Source organism: uncultured Desulfobulbus sp. (genome assembly GCF_963662935.2).
GTDB lineage: Bacteria > Desulfobacterota > Desulfobulbia > Desulfobulbales > Desulfobulbaceae > Desulfobulbus.
The window spans coordinates 1034536-1050743 of record NZ_CAXXTL010000001.1 but is presented as its reverse complement, the minus strand read 5'-3'; the positions used below and the strand labels follow the sequence as shown (position 1 = coordinate 1050743).

Below are 16208 nucleotides of genomic sequence, written 5' to 3'. Positions count from 1 at the left end.
GCATCATTTGCCATGCTTCATTGTCTCGGTGGCCTGAGAAAATATGGGGCTAGCAACTGTCTTCTGTTGCAATGTCTTAGTCCTGAAGAATTTGATTCGGCGGTGTTATCTTATAATATCAATGTGTTGAATAATCTTATAATATCAATGTGTTGAATGAGGTGGTCGGGGTTTGTGAGACATCCTGAGGTGTGAAATAAGCAATGTTGCTTTTATTATACAGTTACAGGCCTCAGGCTGCCTTGCTCAATTGTTCGATTCGTTTTGAATAAGCCTCATTTGGAGTCTGCTTGTCAAGTGACGAATGTTTTCTTTTCTCATTATACCAGCCGAACCAGGAAGTCAGATCCTTGACAAGCTCAGTTCCCGTTTCGTATGACTTCAGGTAGATCCTTTCGTATTTCAGGGTGCGCCAAAGTCGCTCGATAAAGATATTGTCCTTGAATCGTCCTTTGCCGTCCATGCTGATTTTGACGTTCCAGGCCTTGAGGACTGAGGTGAACGCTTCGCTGGTGAATTGGCACCCCTGATCAGTATTGAATATCTCAGGAGCGCCATATTTAAAGAGAGCCTCTTTCAAAGCCTCAACGCAAAATCTGGTGTCCAGAGTGTTGGATAGTCGCCAGGCGAGAACCTTTCTGGTGGCCCAATCCATGATCGCGATCAGGTACATGAAACCCCGAGCCATAGGGATGTAGGTGATGTCAGTCGCCCACACCTGATCGGGCCTGTCAATGGTCACTCCCCGGAGCAGATAGGGATAGACCGGATGCTTCGGCTGTCGCCTGCTGGTGCCCGGCTTGGGAGCTAAAGACTCGATGCCCATGACCCGCATTAAGCGACGGACACGACCTCTTCCCACCACGAGTTCGGGAGTTGTGAGGTGATCAGCAAAGGAACGGCTCCCCATCCAGGGGTGCTCAATATAGAGTTTGTCTATCCGGGCCATCAGTTCCAAATCACCAACACGTAGACCGAAGCCAAGGCCGCGGTAATAGTTGGAACGAGGCAGTCCGAAAAGCTGGCAGCAACGCTGAACAGAAACTTCAGGATGTCCCATAGCGATCACCTGTTGTTTCTGCGCCCGGCCAAGTTCAGACCGGGCAGATTGGCTAAAAAATCGTTCTCAACCTTGAGCTTGCCGATCTGACGGTGGAGCTCGGCCACTTCGGCCTCATGGTTGACTTCTTTCTTCTTGCCCTTGCCAAAAAGCTCAGAAGCGTTCTTGGTCAGATCCTGCTTCCAGCGGGTGATCTGGGTCGGGTGAACCCGGTACTCAGTAGCCAGTTCAGCCAGAGTCTTGGACTCCGACAGTGCGGCCAGGGCTACTGTGGCCTTAAATTCTGCGCTGTGACGTGGACGATGAGGTGGGTTTGACATTGAACTTCTCCTTGCAAAATAGGTTGGTTCATTGCTTATACACCTGTCTCAATAATCGGCACCTCTTCAGAATGATTCCTCCAGGCAACAAAAGGAAATGAGGTGAAAAACGCTTCGCTGTTGAAACTCGAATTGTTTCAGGAGACACGAAACACGAACTGAATCAAATAGCAATTGATGAAAAATATGATCTTTTTGTGGTCGGTTCCCGAGAGTATTCTTTGCTGGGCGAGACCTTTCTAGGTGGAGTTGCAATGATGTGATGCATCATGCCTGCAAGCCAGTTTTGCTCCTGCGGATAAACTCTAAGGCCGGATGTAATGAATACGGGCCAACTCATTTCAAGTTTAATGAACATGTTCTGTACCCTACTGATTTTTCAGATAATTCAAACCATGCTTTTCCATATGTTGAGAAACTGGTTGCCAATGGCGCCAAGCGCGTAACACTTCTTCACGTTCGGAAGAAGCATCCCCTCGACCAGAAACAGTGTTTCCGATCAGGCGAAGGTCATGACGCTGACAAATTCCGTCTACAGCGGATGAAAGACCTTTTACAGCAGTGCGGCAAAGCTGATATTACCGTCGAGGTATGCGCAGGCACGCCTATAATAGAAATTTTACGATTGATTCAAGAACGTGAGGTTGAGCTTGTGGTTATGGCAACGCACTCCCGTGGGCTGCTAGGAGAGATACTCCTGGGGAGTGTCAGCTACGGTGTTTCACGTCACTCAGAAGTTGGAGTGTTATTTATTCCTCCTCAACAAAGCGATCCAAAATTGTTGCAACAATAACTCATGCTGAAAATTTTAAAAAACCAGTCTCTGAGCTTGCCACTATCACAGTTCCCTCAATCGCTACCTGATTTACGTTCAACTGCTTACGGTCAGGCGGATATTCATTGATGAATGTAAAACAAAGTGCAGTGCAATGCACCCGTACAGGAAGTGCTGCACAAAGATGGTCATACGCACGATGCGTTGTGCTCGGCATCATAAAAGTGTCTTGGTTCAACGGGAATAGGACTTTTGAGCTGTTCATGATAAACCATTATGAACGGAGGAAAGTCCATGCGAAAGAAACGTCACAACTACAGCCCTGAAGAGAAGGTAATCATCCTCAAGCGCCACCTGGTTGGCCGGGAAACGGTATCGGATCTCTGCGATGAATACCAACTGCAGCCGAATACATTCTACGGTTGGCAAAAGCAGTTTTTCGAAAAGGGAGCTGCTGCTTTTGCCCTAGAAAACAAAGACTCCAAGAAGGTACAAGAACAACGAATCCATCAGCTTGAAGATAAATTGCGTCGGAAACATGAAGTTCTTTCCGAGTTGCTGGAGGAGCATATCCAGTTAAAAAAAGAACTTGGGGAGCTCTGAATGGTAGCTGGGTTCCTCATGATACACGTGATACCGTTGTTGATTTCAGCAAGCATTGGAGCAAGAAAGCTGAAGTGGCCCTGCAAGAGATCATCGCTTGGCTGGCCGTTTCCAGGAGCAAGTTTTATGCATGGATCAAGCGGTACGGCAAGGCCAACGAACATAATGGGCTGATCCCCCGGGATTTCTGGCTTGAACCTTGGGAACGGGCAGCGATCGTCAATTTTGCTGTCAACAATCCCCTTGAGGGGTATCGGCGGTTGACGTTTATGCTACTGGATCAGGACATCGTTGCCGTCAGCCCCAGCAGCACCTGGCGAGTTCTAGGCCAGGCAGGGTTGCTGCAGAAATGGAACCGGAAGAAAAGCCTCAAGGGCACCGGCTTTGTGCAACCGCTCAGGCCCCATGACCATTGGCATGTGGACATTTCTTATATCAACATCTGCGGCACATTTTATTATTTGTGCAGCATTCTCGATGGATGCAGTCGTTTCATTGTCCACTGGGAGATCAGGGAACAGATGACGGAAATGGATGTGGAGATCATCCTGCAACGCGCCAAGGAGCACTTTCCCGAAGCCCGGCCAAGGATCATTTCAGATAACGGGCCACAATTTATTGCCAAGGATTTCAAAGAATTCATCCGTATCTCGGGAATGACGCATGTGCGGACATCGCCATATTATCCGCAGTCCAACGGCAAATTGGAACGGTTCCACGCAACCATCAAGGGGGAATGTATTCGTCCCGGTGTCCCGCTTTCCCTTGACGATGCCCGAAGAATGGTTGAAGGGTTTATCCATCACTACAACAACGTCAGGTTGCACAGCGCCATCGGATATATCGCGCCGATGGACAAATTGAACGGCAGAGAACAGGAAATATTCAAAGAGCGAGACAAAAAACTGGAAAAAGCCCGGGAACTGAGAAAGAAAAAACGACTTCGTGCCTACGGGCCAATCACCCCAAGGGGAGATAATACGGCTCCCCATAACCCCTTAATGCAAACAGCTTGAATGTCCATTTCCAACTGAGGCGGAACAAAAGTACGGTTGCATGTTTGAACCACAAAGCCGAAATAGCCGAAAAATTTAACGAGGAGAACTTTATGAAGAAATTTGGAATGATTGCAATGTCTTTTATCACACTTTTGATGGCTACCAACCTGCATGCCCAGGACTTAAAGAGTGTTTCCTTTGACGAGTATTTGAAGGCGTTTGATTTTAAGGAACGCAAAAACATGAAAATTGAAATCCCTGAAATGCTTGAGCTGTACAAGCAGGGAACAATTCAGATTATAGACATCCGGTTCCTGGAGGAATATCAGGCGTACAGCTTCGGCTTCATCAAGAACATACCTCTGAACGAACTCCCAGCAAGGCTGGGCGAACTCGATAATACCAAAATCATCGTTACAATTTGCCCGCATTATGACAGAGCCGAAATTGCACGAACCTATCTGACTTTAAAAGGATATCAATCGAAATATTTAGTGGACGGCGCTGTCGGTCTTGCTGAATATCTCAGAGGTGATAAAGCAAAAGATTTTATCAATACCATAAAAAAATAACTCCTTTCACTTTCGGAATTTCTAACGGTTGAGCCCCTCTACTTGAGCATACTCACGATGGGCCCGTTTGGTTTTTTTAAAGGAACCATTATGTGGCGAATGACCTCCTGCCTTGGCCTTCTCTTTCTTGCAGCACTTCCAGGTCATGCTGACGATGTCAAGGTTATCGATAGAATACAGACAAAGCATTTTTTTCAGAGCGGTGCTGTGTTTGTTGGTAACCGGCCTGAATACAAATTTTTTCTTGGTCATATTGAAGGGGCAGTCAATCTGCCCTTTTTTGTTGCCAACGACCCTTCAAACCAAATGACCAAAGCAAATTTGTTGCAAGCAATTGGCGAAAATATGGTGGTTGTTTTCTACTGTACCGGGATGCTGCGAGCCTATCATGCTATAAAGCAAGCGCAACAATGGGGAATAATGGCTAAAATGTACTGGTATAAAAATGGATACGAAGAATGAAGAGGTGCCGATTATTGAGACAGGTGTATAAGCAATGAACCAACCTATTTTGCAAGGAGAAGTTCAATGTCAAACCCACCTCATCGTCCACGTCACAGCGCAGAATTTAAGGCCACAGTAGCCCTGGCCGCACTGTCGGAGTCCAAGACTCTGGCTGAACTGGCTACTGAGTACCGGGTTCACCCGACCCAGATCACCCGCTGGAAGCAGGATCTGACCAAGAACGCTTCTGAGCTTTTTGGCAAGGGCAAGAAGAAAGAAGTCAACCATGAGGCCGAAGTGGCCGAGCTCCACCGTCAGATCGGCAAGCTCAAGGTTGAGAACGATTTTTTAGCCAATCTGCCCGGTCTGAACTTGGCCGGGCGCAGAAACAACAGGTGATCGCTATGGGACATCCTGAAGTTTCTGTTCAGCGTTGCTGCCAGCTTTTCGGACTGCCTCGTTCCAACTATTACCGCGGCCTTGGCTTCGGTCTACGTGTTGGTGATTTGGAACTGATGGCCCGGATAGACAAACTCTATATTGAGCACCCCTGGATGGGGAGCCGTTCCTTTGCTGATCACCTCACAACTCCCGAACTCGTGGTGGGAAGAGGTCGTGTCCGTCGCTTAATGCGGGTCATGGGCATCGAGTCTTTAGCTCCCAAGCCGGGCACCAGCAGGCGACAGCCGAAGCATCCGGTCTATCCCTATCTGCTCCGGGGAGTGACCATTGACAGGCCCGATCAGGTGTGGGCGACTGACATCACCTACATCCCTATGGCTCGGGGTTTCATGTACCTGATCGCGATCATGGATTGGGCCACCAGAAAGGTTCTCGCCTGGCGACTATCCAACACTCTGGACACCAGATTTTGCGTTGAGGCTTTGAAAGAGGCTCTCTTTAAATATGGCGCTCCTGAGATATTCAATACTGATCAGGGGTGCCAATTCACCAGCGAAGCGTTCACCTCAGTCCTCAAGGCCTGGAACGTCAAAATCAGCATGGACGGCAAAGGACGATTCAAGGACAATATCTTTATCGAGCGACTTTGGCGCACCCTGAAATACGAAAGGATCTACCTGAAGTCATACGAAACGGGAACTGAGCTTGTCAAGGATCTGACTTCCTGGTTCGGCTGGTATAATGAGAAAAGAAAACATTCGTCACTTGACAAGCAGACTCCAAATGAGGCTTATTCAAAACGAATCGAACAATTGAGCAAGGCAGCCTGAGGCCTGTAACTGTATAATAAAAGCAACATTGCTTATTTCACACCTCAGGATGTCTCACAAACCCCGACCACCTCAGAATGGAACATGCTGTAACCTTCCTTATTGACCCAGACTGTGATTGAGCGGCGCGACTCTATTGTTCATGAACACTTCAAATACCAACCAGGAGTACCGGCAATGGACAAACAGGCTTTTCTTTTTTCGGCAAACAATACGATTAAAGACGCGGATACCGTCTGCTATTGTTTCAAGTACACCAAGCGAGACATAGAAAACGATTATATTGCCCATGATGGCCGTTCAACAATTCTGGAACGAATTATCCAGGAAAAGCGGGCGGGTGGGTGCAATTGCGTCAACACAAATCCAAAGGGACGTTGATGCCTGGCTGATGTCCGCCAGGTGGTGGACCGGATTGCGGGAAAAAATTCATGAACATGAGCTGGCAAATCTTCCAGGTATTGCCAGTCAAGAGGACAAAAGCTGTTTTCCTCAAGGCTGCTTCATGGCAGGGAACAAACTTGACGAATGAGTAAAAACCTATGAGTACCGCATAAATAGGTTCCCAAAAAGGAAAAAATCATGCTGAGCCAAGGGACAATCCTTTCCATCCGGGGAAGCGTTATCGATGTCCGCTTCCCTGGCCGCCTTCCAGTCATAAACAGCCGACTGACAGCCGGCCCCCGTCACTCTATCGTTTTAGAAGTACAAGCCCATCTTCAAGACAACACTGTTCGCTGTATCGCACTGAATAATACCCAGGGATTGGAACGCAACACCTCTGTTCTAGATACCGGCACAACCATCGAGGTTCCGGTCGGTAATCGTCTGCTGGGGAGAGTTTTCAACGTCTTTGGGGAGACGATTGATGGCGGGGCGCCCATTGTGGGCGGAGAATGGCGTTCCATCCATCAACCACCCGTTACCCTGGCCGAACGCGGTACGCAATCACAGGTCATGCAGACCGGGATCAAGGCCTTGGATCTTCTGGTCCCCCTGGAGCGGGGAGGGAAAGCGGGACTCTTTGGCGGTGCCGGCGTCGGGAAAACCGTGCTCATCACCGAATTGATCAATAATATCGTCGGCCAATACGAGGGGATCAGCATCTTTTGCGGTATTGGTGAACGCTCCCGGGAGGCCGAGGAAATTTACCGGGAGATTGAAAAGGCTGGGGTTTTGGACAAAACCGTCATGGTGTTCGGGCAAATGAACGAGGCCCCCGGCGCCCGGTTTCGTGTTGGCCATTCTGCCCTGACCATGGCCGAATATTTTCGCGACGTGCAAAAACGTGACGTCCTCCTGCTGATTGACAACATCTTCCGCTTTATCCAGGCAGGATTGGAGATATCAGGGCTGATGGGGCGACTCCCGTCCCGGGTCGGGTATCAACCCACTCTGGCCTCCGAACTTGCCGAGCTGGAAGAACGGATCTGCAATACCGTCAATGGCGCGATTACCTCCATTCAGGCGGTGTATGTTCCAGCGGACGATTTTACCGATCCCGCCGCCACCCACACCTTTGCCCATCTGTCGGCAACTATTGTCCTTTCCCGCAAAAGGGCCAGCGAGGGTTTTTATCCGGCTATCGATCTGCTGCGGTCGTCGTCGAAAATGCTGTCGCCACAGATTGTCGGCATACGCCACTACCAGGTAGCGCAAGAAATCAAAAAGACCCTGGCCATCTACGAGGACCTTAAAGACATTATCGCCATGCTGGGGCTGGAGGAGCTCTCGCAAGAAGACCGAAATGTCGTGCAACGCGCCCGTCGACTGGAGCGTTTTTTGACTCAGCCTTTTTACACCACCGAACATTTTACCGGCTTACCGGGAAAAATGGTGGCCTTGGAAGATACAATCTCCGGTTGTGAGCGAATTTTAAGTGATGAGTTTGCCAACTGTCCGGAAAAATATGTTTATATGATAGGCACAGTCGATGAACATAAATGTGTCACAATGGAGGCCAGGGGATGATGCACGTTAAAATTTTGCTGCCTTCCTCGGTCTTTTTGGAGCAAAAGGTGCATAAAATGGTCGCGGAAGGCCTTAACGGTTCTTTTTGCCTGTTGCCGCGCCATATTGATTATACCAATGCCCTGGTTCCCGGGATTTTGACCTTGGAAAGCGTAGATGGCGAAGTCACCTACTGTGCGGTGAGTGAAGGCATTTTAGTAAAAATCGGCAAGGAGGTACTCATCTCCGTCCGAGATGCGGTCAGGGGCGATACCCTGGAAGACCTGAGAAAAGCGGTGGACAGTCAATTTATCCATTTGATGAAACAGGAAGAGGCAAGTCGCGCTGCCTTGAAAAAACTTGAGGCGGATACCATTCGACGGTTCATGGAACTGGGGGAGAGGGCCAGATGAAGGATTCCGACAAGATTCCAGAACACGATACAGGGCCGGCACACAGTCTCAAGATTGACCGGGCAGCCAGACGGCGTCTCAAGGCGCAACAGGAGAAGAGTAAAGGTATTTGGTACGGCATGGGCATGTTAGGCTTGGTGGGGTGGTCGGTCTCCATTCCGACTTTGTTGGGAGTGGCTTTGGGAATTTGGATCGATCGGCATTGGCCCAGCTCCTATTCCTGGACCTTGATGCTGCTCCTTGCCGGCTTGATGGTTGGCTGCCTCAATAGCTGGTATTGGGTAAAAAAGACAGGACAGGACGACTGAGGGAGACCTTGACCATGGAATACGCTACGGTATTTATCGCTGGGATAGCCCTAGGGTTATTTTATTTCGGCGGGTTGTGGCTATCCACACGCTCATTGGCAAAGCAACCAGGAAAACAAACGCGAACTCAGCCCTTCATGCCGCCCGCATTGAAACTTATTTTAAGTTTTGTCGGGAGAATGGGGGTAACCCTGGTCTGCCTGTACTGGCTGATGCAGGGAATCTGGCTTCGTGCGATTATTGCCCTGTTGGGTATGCTGCTGGCTCGGTTCCTGGTCAGATGCTGGGTAGCACCCAAGTTGCGACAGGAGGTGCCTAAATGAACATCAATCCTGATGAAGCAATTCTCTTTTCTCTCGGCCAGCTGCCGGTGAGCGAAACTCTCTTTTTCACCTGGGTGGTTATGGGCGTGCTGGTTATCTTTTCCTGGCTGGTTACGCGTAACATAACCAGTGACCTCCCCATACCGCCTTGGCAAAATTTCTTGGAAATAACTGTCTCGGCGATACAGGAGCAAATTAAAGAGGTCAGCAATCAGGAAGCCCTCCATTACATTCCTTTTATCGGTACCCTGTTTTTATTTATTCTGACCGCTAATGTCCTGAGCGTGATTCCAGGCTTCTCTCCACCAACCGGTTCTTTCTCGACCACTGCAGCGCTAGCAATCTGCGTCTTCATTGCTGTACCTGTTTTTGGAGTTTCAAGCAAAGGTTGGCGTGGTTATCTCCAAGCCTATATCAAACCGACCTTCATCATGCTGCCCTTTAACATTCTTGGGGAAATTACTAGAACTCTGGCCTTAGCCGTCAGGCTATACGGCAACATGATGAGCGGCACGGTAATTGTTGCCATCCTTCTAGTGGTTGTCCCCCTCTTCTTCCCCTTAGTCATGCACCTCTTAGGCCTATTAACAGGAGTGATCCAAGCCTATATTTTTTCCATCCTCGCCATGGTCTATATCGCTTCAGCCAGTAAATCCGCAAAACGAAACGATCAACAATCACCTTCAGCATAGGAAAGTCTCATGGATATCGTTGCAATCATTGCTGTCAGCTCAATCGTTGTTTCTGGGTTAACCATAGCTCTCGGGAGTATCGGGCCGGCGCTGGGCGAAGCCAAGGCAGTTTCCCAGGCCCTCAGCGCCATCGCACAGCAACCAGATGAAGCTAATACAATCACTCGGACTTTATTTGTCGGCCTAGCCATGATTGAATCAATTGCTATTTACTGTTTTGTTGTTTCACTCATTTTGATTTTTGCTAATCCCTTTTGGAATTTTGCTATTAATCATGCGGGGAAATGATTTATGTCTGTAAACTGGATAATCGTTATTGCCCAGATAATCAATTTCCTCATTCTGGTTTGGCTGCTGAAACGTTTTTTGTACGGCCCTATCCTCCAAGCAATGGATAAACGTCAAAAACATCTGGCAGAGCTTCAGGAAGCGGCAAATAAGAAAAGCGCGGAGGCAGAGGAGATTACGCAAGCATATACAACTTTGACCGCTGATCTGGAAAATGAAAAACATCAGATCTTCAGCAATACAAAAGCCTCAGCGGAGGAGGAACGTCAGAAGTTTTTGGAGAAAGCCAAGGAGGAAGTAGAACGCATCAAGCAGGGCTGGATTCGTTCGATGCAACGGGAGCAATCCGCCTTTCTGCAGCAGGGACGTGTCTTGATCGGGCAAGAAGCCTGTCAACTGGCTCGCACGGTTTTGCACGATCTTGCGGACACTGATCTGGAGAAGGCTATTTTAGCGGTGTTCATGAAAAAGTTGCACGACGTATCGCAGGAACAGCGCCAGCAAATTCGGGAGGGGACCGAACGAGATGCCGCACCAGCACGGGTGCACAGTTCTTTCGAACTGGAAAACACACAAAAAGAGCAGCTTGCCGATGTGTTTTTGCATGAATTGCAGATAACAACTCCGATAGAGTTTGTGGTTTCCGATCGGTCAATGGCCGGCATTGAACTCGATGTCAGCGGCTATCATTTTGGTTGGAGTATTGAGGAGTACATGCATGATCTTGAGCAATCTCTGCAGCGATATATAGAGAGGGCTTCCCCGCCTCCGGAGCAAGGGCATGATTAAAACCATTCTTCACGATATGTCCCGGACCTTTGAGGCGCTTGCTCATGAAAAAAAGGCCGACTTGCGGGCCACGGAGGTCGGTTATGTGGTGTATGTGGGCAGCGGTATTGCCAGGGTGGAAGGACTCCCCTGTGTCAAATCGCAAGAGTTGCTGGTGTTTCAAGGTGGTGTCCATGGAATCGCTTTCAATATCGATCCGCAAGAAATTGGCGTCATCGTCTTAGGAGATTATGCAAATATTGCGGCGGGCTCCAAGGTCTACGGCACAGGTCGGGTGGTCGATATTCCTGTAGGTGACGGCTTACTAGGGCGCGTTATGAGCGCCACGGGGGAACCATTGGACGGCGCAGGGGGCATTCTTTCCACCGAGCGCTACCCCGTTGAACAAGATTCACCGTCTATCATGGATCGGGCACCTGTGATCACACCGTTAGAAACTGGATTCAAGGTGATCGATGCCCTGGTTCCCATCGGCAAGGGGCAGCGGGAGTTGATTCTGGGCGACCGGCAGACGGGTAAAACCGCTATTGCCCTGGACACCATTATCAATCAGCGTGGCAAGGATGTGGTGTGCGTGTACTGCGCCATCGGCCAGCGGGGTTCCGCCGTCGCCCAACTGATAGCTGCCCTGCGACGCCATGGGGCCATGGAGCACAGCATCGTGCTGGTCGCTGGTGGGGACGAATCTCCAGGCCTGCAATTCATCGCTCCTTACGCCGCAACGAGTATCGCCGAATATTTCATGCGGCTAGGTCGCAATGTGCTCGTCGTCTATGATGACCTGACCCGCCATGCTCGGGCCTACCGTGAACTTTCCCTTCTATTGAGACGTCCACCTGGCCGTGAAGCCTATCCCGGCGACATTTTCTATATCCATTCGAGACTGCTGGAACGCTCCACCCATCTGCGCCCCGAATTGGGCGGCGGCTCCCTGACAGCCATGCCCATCCTGGAAACCCAAGCGCAGAACATGGCAGATTATATTCCCACCAATCTTATCTCGATCACCGATGGCCAGATCTATCTCTCCCCTGAATTTTTTCAAAAAGGGAATCTACCTGCGGTCGATATTGGCAAATCCGTTTCCCGGGTAGGCGGCAAAACCCAATTGCCGGCCTATCGAATGATTACCGGTGATTTGCGGCTTGCCTATTCCCAATTTGAAGAACTGGAGAGCTTTGCCCGTTTCAGTACACGACTGGATCATGAAACGCTGAAGACCATTGAACGGGGCCGCAGAATTCGAGAAGTCCTCAAACAGCCTCAATACAAGCCGCTCACAACGACGGAACAGATCATCATCTTGATGGCCGCCACCCGTGGATATTTGGATAGCTTTGAGATCCTGGAAATTGCTGATGTGGAAGAACGTCTGCAACAGGTGGTCTTAAATGACCTGCCCACTTTGGAACAACAGATTCTCAGTGGAAAAACACTGAGTGAGGACGATATGCGACTCTTAGCGGAGAGCATCCAGCGGGTTGTGAAAACGGTTAGGGAGTGACAACGTGGCCACGCTGGAGAGTCTGGTTCGCAAAATAAAGAGCGTCGAAGACCTGCAATCTATTGTGCGGACCATGAAAGCCATGGCAGCAGCCAATTTGCGGCAATACGAACGGGCAGTTGAGTCCCTGAAGGACTATCATCATACTGTTGAATTGGGGCTTCAGATTGTTCTCAGGCAGAATGGAGCGAAGAGCACGCAAAAACATTCTCATCGCAAGAAAGGTTCTCTCCTCGTCGTTGTCATCGGGACCGATTACGGATTTGCTGGCCAGTTCAATGAAGAAATCATCCAGTATGCCCTGAGTGTTATCAATCTGGAAACGCAAGGCATCGGCAGCCATGTCATCACCGTCGGCGGGCAGGTCGCAACCGGCCTGAACAAGTATCAGAGGAAAATAGTAGCTTCCTTTCCGTTGCCATCATCCCTTGCAGGCGTCAATCCCCTGGTTCAGTATTTACTGCTGGAAATCGAGCGAATAAAAGAGGCAAAAGATGTTGAGGAGGTCTTGCTTCTATTCAACAGACCATCAACTTCCACGACCTATATCCAGCAAAAGGTCCGATTGCTCCCTGTCCATTTTGATGATTTTCTTGTCGATGCCAGAGAATGGCCATCACGGTCAATACCAATGTACAATATTTCCCACGAGCAGATGGTGCAGGCCTTAGTGCGGGAATACATTTACGTGAATATTTTCAGATCAATAGCCCTTTCTATGGCCGGAGAAAATGCCAGCCGCCTGGCGGCAATGCATGCGGCAGTAAAAAAAATAGATGAAGTTTCAGAAAACTTGACCATGGAATACCGTCAAAGCAGGCAAAACAGCATCACCGGAGAGTTGCTTGATATTATCTCTGGGTTTGAGGCGCTCGCACAATAGAGCAAGAGTCCGTGACGCGGCAAATCCGTTGGTCACGGACCGTGTGGCTAGCCCGCAATTCTTCTTCACAAAACGAATTGGAACAGATAGTCGGCAATAATCGCAATACCCAGAATGACCTTCAAAATCACATTGCTGCACTGGTTTCTGTGGGGCTTCTCCGGCAGGTGCGGGAAGGAAGGATACTTTATTGTATCGCGTAGTATGAAGTGTTTGACGTCATAAAGGGTTTTCTAATGGAAGAATGCTGTGTTGATCAGGTTGGAGGCTACACTTTTTGCGGTACAAATCTTAAAAAATCATCATTAGAGGTGAGCCAAAATAATCAACGAAAGCGGCAGGGCCCTAAGGGGATTCTCATATAATTATATGATTTTAAAAAAATAATTTATAAGCAGGATGGGGCGCTTCCATGCAACAGTCTGGAACGAATATGATTGCCAAAAGAGTCAGCTGGTATGAGGCTGCAGCTATTTTTTTTTATCATTGCAATCACCTGGCTCGATGAAATCCTTGACATCCCCTAAGTCTTTTTTGGGGGGCCAGCAACGCCGATCAACTGGAGGGAGTCCTTTTTTGAAAGCATTATCATTTCCATTATTGGAGCAATGATAATCCGTCATTCCTATAAACTGCTCTCGCGGGTGATTTACTTGGAAAGCATTTTGCCAGTGTGCCCCTCCTGTAAGAAGATCAGGGTTGATCCGGAATTTTGGCAAGATATCGAACGATATATTCAGGAACGGGCAAAATCCGACTCAGCCTATGGTATCTGTCCGGATTGTATAAAAAAATATTATCCTGAGGTAGGGCATACAAGAAAATGATCACAGTGCGCAAGGCCTGGAGAGAATATGAAAAACTTTCTTAAGCAACCAAGTCGTTACCTTTTTTTTACGGGAAAAGGTGGTGTAGGCAAAACTGCCCTTGCCTGCGCTTCTGCGATCCGCCTTGCTGAAATGGGCAAACGTATCCTCCTCGTCAGTACAGATCCTGCCTCAAACCTCGATGAAATGCTCGGAGTCCAACTTTCTCTTCAAGCGACGGCCGTGCCTGGCGTTGATCGGCTCTCCGCGCTCAATATCGATCCCGAACTGGCTGCCACCAACTATCGAGAGCGTGTAATTGCACCCTACCGTGCCATCTGGACAGAATCACAGATCGCTGAACTGCAAGAGCAACTTGCCGGTGCCTGCACGGTGGAAATAGCCGCCTTTGATGAGTTTGCCGAACTCCTGGCCGGTAGTCAAAAGGAGGTGCCCTATGATCACGTTTTGTTCGACACCGCACCTACTGGACACACTTTGCGGCTTCTTCAGTTGCCCAGTGCTTGGACCACTTTCCTCCAGTCGACTACTCGGGGCGCATCCTGCCTTGGGCCACATTCCGGGTTAAAGATGGAGGAAGCAAGATTTTCTGCCGCATTTTCGGCCCTCAGTGATCCGGAGCGAACGATCATTGTGCTTGTAACGAGGCCGGATCGTGCAGCACTGCGGGAAATTGCCCGTTCTTCTACGGAACTTGCTGAGATTGGCCTCCACAACCAGCAGCTTGTCATTAACGCCATGTTTACAGCGGTGGATCCGACCGACCGGACTGCTACCGCTCTCGAGCAGCGCGGTCGGATTGCGCTTATGGAGATGCCCGATCGCTTAAAGGGCCTCACCCAGATGCGCATTCCTCTTCGCCCGTTCAATATGGTCGGGCTGCCGGCGCTCCGGGCTCTACTGGACGACACCAAGGCGGCTGAACTTACACATCCCTCCGTATCTCCGGTCCAGCAAACTGGTTATCCTCGGCTTTCTGGCCTCATAGACGAGATTGTGCAGTATGGTAAGGGGTTAGTGATGGTTATGGGAAAGGGCGGTGTTGGCAAGACCACGATTGCGGCGGCCATTGCCGTGGAACTCGCATCTCGTGGTGAAAAAGTCCATCTCAGTACAACCGATCCAGCTGCTCATCTTGCTACGACCCTCGAAGGGAGAGTGGAAAATCTCTCGGTCAGCAGGATCGACCCCGCTGTCGAAACTAAGGCCTACGTGGATCAAGTGATGGAGACTCGTGGAGCACGACTGGATGAGGACGAGCGAGCACTCTTAGCCGAAGACCTCCGTTCGCCCTGTTACGAGGAGATCGCCGTCTTCGCGGCCTTTTCTCGTCTCGTAATGCAAGCCCGCTCGACATTTGTCATTCTCGACACCGCGCCGACCGGACACACCCTGCTCCTTCTCGATGCCACCGGTGCATACCACCGGCAGGCGGTCGGCAACATGGCCGCCTCGAATACCTCGGCACGTATTGTTACACCGATGATGAAGCTGAGGGATCCAGAGTATACGAAGGTACTTCTGGTGACGCTTGCTGAGACTACCCCAGTCTCGGAGGCGGCGCGGCTACAAGCCGACCTCAATCGCGCCGGGGTAAAGCCGTTCGCGTGGGTCATCAACAGCAGTCTTTCTGCCTCCGGAACGAGAGATCCGTGCCTGGCGCAGCGCGTTTCCGCAGAGATCGAGCAGATCGACGTAGTGCGAGCTCGCCATGCCCGTCGGCTCGCAATCGTCCCATGGATGGCCAAAGAGCCTGTGGGTCCTGAGCGGCTACTCTCGTTGGCGCGATACGGGGCAAACCCTTCCTAACCGGCTCTCCTTGACAGGTAACGTCTATTGCTCAGTCCATTGACTGGACTTCGCCGGCCACCATTTGCGGTGCCAAAACGACTTTGATCCAACTTCAGGGGCAGTTCGAGTAGGGCGACCTTAGCCAGTTCCAATTGATTCCAACAACAGACCGGTAAAATACAAGATTTGGACTGGGTTTGTAGGTTCCAGACATACCTCCAGCTTTGCTGAGAGGGGAAACGCATAAGGGGTAACAACAGGTTGCAGGGATCACCATTCAATCAAAGCCATCAGGTTTCAATTCTACAACTCCAGTCAGCGAACGCACAACCATCAAAAACAATCTTTTTTTGCTAAAAATCACAGCTGCTTTCGGCTAAATTTTTCCCCTTCCTTTTTGCAGTATACATGGCATCGTCGGCACGCTTGATGATAG

Annotated in this window: 18 protein-coding genes and 1 pseudogene; 18 read left to right on the top strand and 1 reads right to left on the bottom strand. The window is 49.8% G+C overall.

What is annotated here, in order from left to right; all coding sequences use genetic code 11:
* Nucleotides 1-232 precede the first annotated feature (232 nt).
* A protein-coding gene (locus ACHZCX_RS04625) for an IS3 family transposase (protein WP_319585211.1) occupies nucleotides 233-1380 on the bottom strand; the annotation gives its coding sequence in 2 pieces (ribosomal slippage) (nucleotides 233-1122 and nucleotides 1122-1380; 1149 coding nt in all).
* Nucleotides 1381-1505: 125 nt separating this feature from the next.
* On the opposite strand from ACHZCX_RS04625, the pseudogene ACHZCX_RS04620 reads away from it, so the two are divergent.
* From ACHZCX_RS04620 to arsA, 18 genes and pseudogenes are all read left to right on the top strand, one after another.
* Nucleotides 1506-1643, top strand: a pseudogene (locus ACHZCX_RS04620) (universal stress protein); the annotation flags it as partial.
* A complete protein-coding gene (locus ACHZCX_RS04615) occupies nucleotides 1643-2173 on the top strand; it encodes a universal stress protein (RefSeq protein WP_319586061.1) in 531 nt (176 codons plus the stop codon). The pseudogene ACHZCX_RS04620 and the gene ACHZCX_RS04615, both read left to right, overlap by 1 nt.
* Nucleotides 2174-2431: 258 nt before the next feature.
* On the top strand, nucleotides 2432-2758 hold the full coding sequence (locus ACHZCX_RS04610) for a transposase (RefSeq protein WP_319585208.1): 327 nt from the start codon (nucleotides 2432-2434) through the stop codon (nucleotides 2756-2758).
* A 74-nt stretch (nucleotides 2759-2832) separates the two neighbouring features.
* Nucleotides 2833-3774 carry an IS3 family transposase gene (locus ACHZCX_RS04605; RefSeq protein WP_319585350.1) on the top strand — a complete coding sequence of 314 codons (942 nt, stop codon included), beginning with the start codon at nucleotides 2833-2835 and terminating at the stop codon, nucleotides 3772-3774.
* Between the two features lie 92 nt (nucleotides 3775-3866).
* Nucleotides 3867-4328, top strand: a complete 462-nt coding sequence (locus ACHZCX_RS04600; RefSeq protein ID WP_319586046.1) for a rhodanese-like domain-containing protein — start codon at nucleotides 3867-3869, stop codon at nucleotides 4326-4328.
* A 90-nt stretch (nucleotides 4329-4418) separates the two neighbouring features.
* Nucleotides 4419-4790, top strand: coding sequence for a rhodanese-like domain-containing protein (locus ACHZCX_RS04595; protein WP_319586045.1), 372 nt, complete (start codon nucleotides 4419-4421; stop codon nucleotides 4788-4790).
* 66 nt (nucleotides 4791-4856) lie between these two features.
* A protein-coding gene (locus ACHZCX_RS04590) for an IS3 family transposase (protein ID WP_319585211.1) occupies nucleotides 4857-6004 on the top strand; the annotation gives its coding sequence in 2 pieces (ribosomal slippage) (nucleotides 4857-5115 and nucleotides 5115-6004; 1149 coding nt in all).
* A 289-nt stretch (nucleotides 6005-6293) separates the two neighbouring features.
* The gene (locus ACHZCX_RS04585) at nucleotides 6294-6536 is read left to right on the top strand and encodes a hypothetical protein (RefSeq protein WP_319586063.1); all 243 of its coding nucleotides are present in this window, start codon (nucleotides 6294-6296) and stop codon (nucleotides 6534-6536) included.
* Between the two features lie 50 nt (nucleotides 6537-6586).
* Nucleotides 6587-7975 (top strand): F0F1 ATP synthase subunit beta, encoded by a 1389-nt coding sequence (atpD, locus tag ACHZCX_RS04580; protein WP_319586044.1) that lies wholly within the window; start codon nucleotides 6587-6589, stop codon nucleotides 7973-7975.
* Nucleotides 7972-8367 (top strand): F0F1 ATP synthase subunit epsilon, encoded by a 396-nt coding sequence (locus tag ACHZCX_RS04575; RefSeq protein WP_319586043.1) that lies wholly within the window; start codon nucleotides 7972-7974, stop codon nucleotides 8365-8367. The genes atpD and ACHZCX_RS04575 overlap by 4 nt, the downstream gene beginning before the upstream one ends.
* Nucleotides 8364-8675, top strand: coding sequence for an AtpZ/AtpI family protein (locus tag ACHZCX_RS04570; protein ID WP_319586042.1), 312 nt, complete (start codon nucleotides 8364-8366; stop codon nucleotides 8673-8675). Before ACHZCX_RS04575 ends, ACHZCX_RS04570 begins: the two co-directional genes overlap by 4 nt.
* Nucleotides 8676-8689: 14 nt before the next feature.
* A complete protein-coding gene (locus tag ACHZCX_RS04565) occupies nucleotides 8690-8998 on the top strand; it encodes an ATP synthase subunit I (RefSeq protein ID WP_319586041.1) in 309 nt (102 codons plus the stop codon).
* Nucleotides 8995-9690, top strand: coding sequence for a F0F1 ATP synthase subunit A (locus tag ACHZCX_RS04560; protein WP_319586040.1), 696 nt, complete (start codon nucleotides 8995-8997; stop codon nucleotides 9688-9690). Before ACHZCX_RS04565 ends, ACHZCX_RS04560 begins: the two co-directional genes overlap by 4 nt.
* 9 nt (nucleotides 9691-9699) lie before the next feature.
* Nucleotides 9700-9978, top strand: a complete 279-nt coding sequence (locus ACHZCX_RS04555) for a F0F1 ATP synthase subunit C (protein ID WP_319586039.1) — start codon at nucleotides 9700-9702, stop codon at nucleotides 9976-9978.
* 3 nt (nucleotides 9979-9981) lie between these two features.
* A complete protein-coding gene (locus ACHZCX_RS04550) occupies nucleotides 9982-10767 on the top strand; it encodes a hypothetical protein (protein ID WP_319586038.1) in 786 nt (261 codons plus the stop codon).
* Nucleotides 10760-12271: an alternate F1F0 ATPase, F1 subunit alpha gene (locus ACHZCX_RS04545; RefSeq protein WP_319586037.1), complete on the top strand. Its 1512-nt coding sequence runs from the start codon at nucleotides 10760-10762 to the stop codon at nucleotides 12269-12271. The genes ACHZCX_RS04550 and ACHZCX_RS04545 overlap by 8 nt, the downstream gene beginning before the upstream one ends.
* Nucleotides 12272-12275: 4 nt before the next feature.
* Nucleotides 12276-13154, top strand: a complete 879-nt coding sequence (locus ACHZCX_RS04540) for a F0F1 ATP synthase subunit gamma (RefSeq protein WP_319586036.1) — start codon at nucleotides 12276-12278, stop codon at nucleotides 13152-13154.
* Nucleotides 13155-14008: 854 nt separating this feature from the next.
* A complete protein-coding gene (arsA, locus tag ACHZCX_RS04535) occupies nucleotides 14009-15790 on the top strand; it encodes an arsenical pump-driving ATPase (RefSeq protein WP_319586035.1) in 1782 nt (593 codons plus the stop codon).
* Nucleotides 15791-16208: the final 418 nt, after the last annotated feature.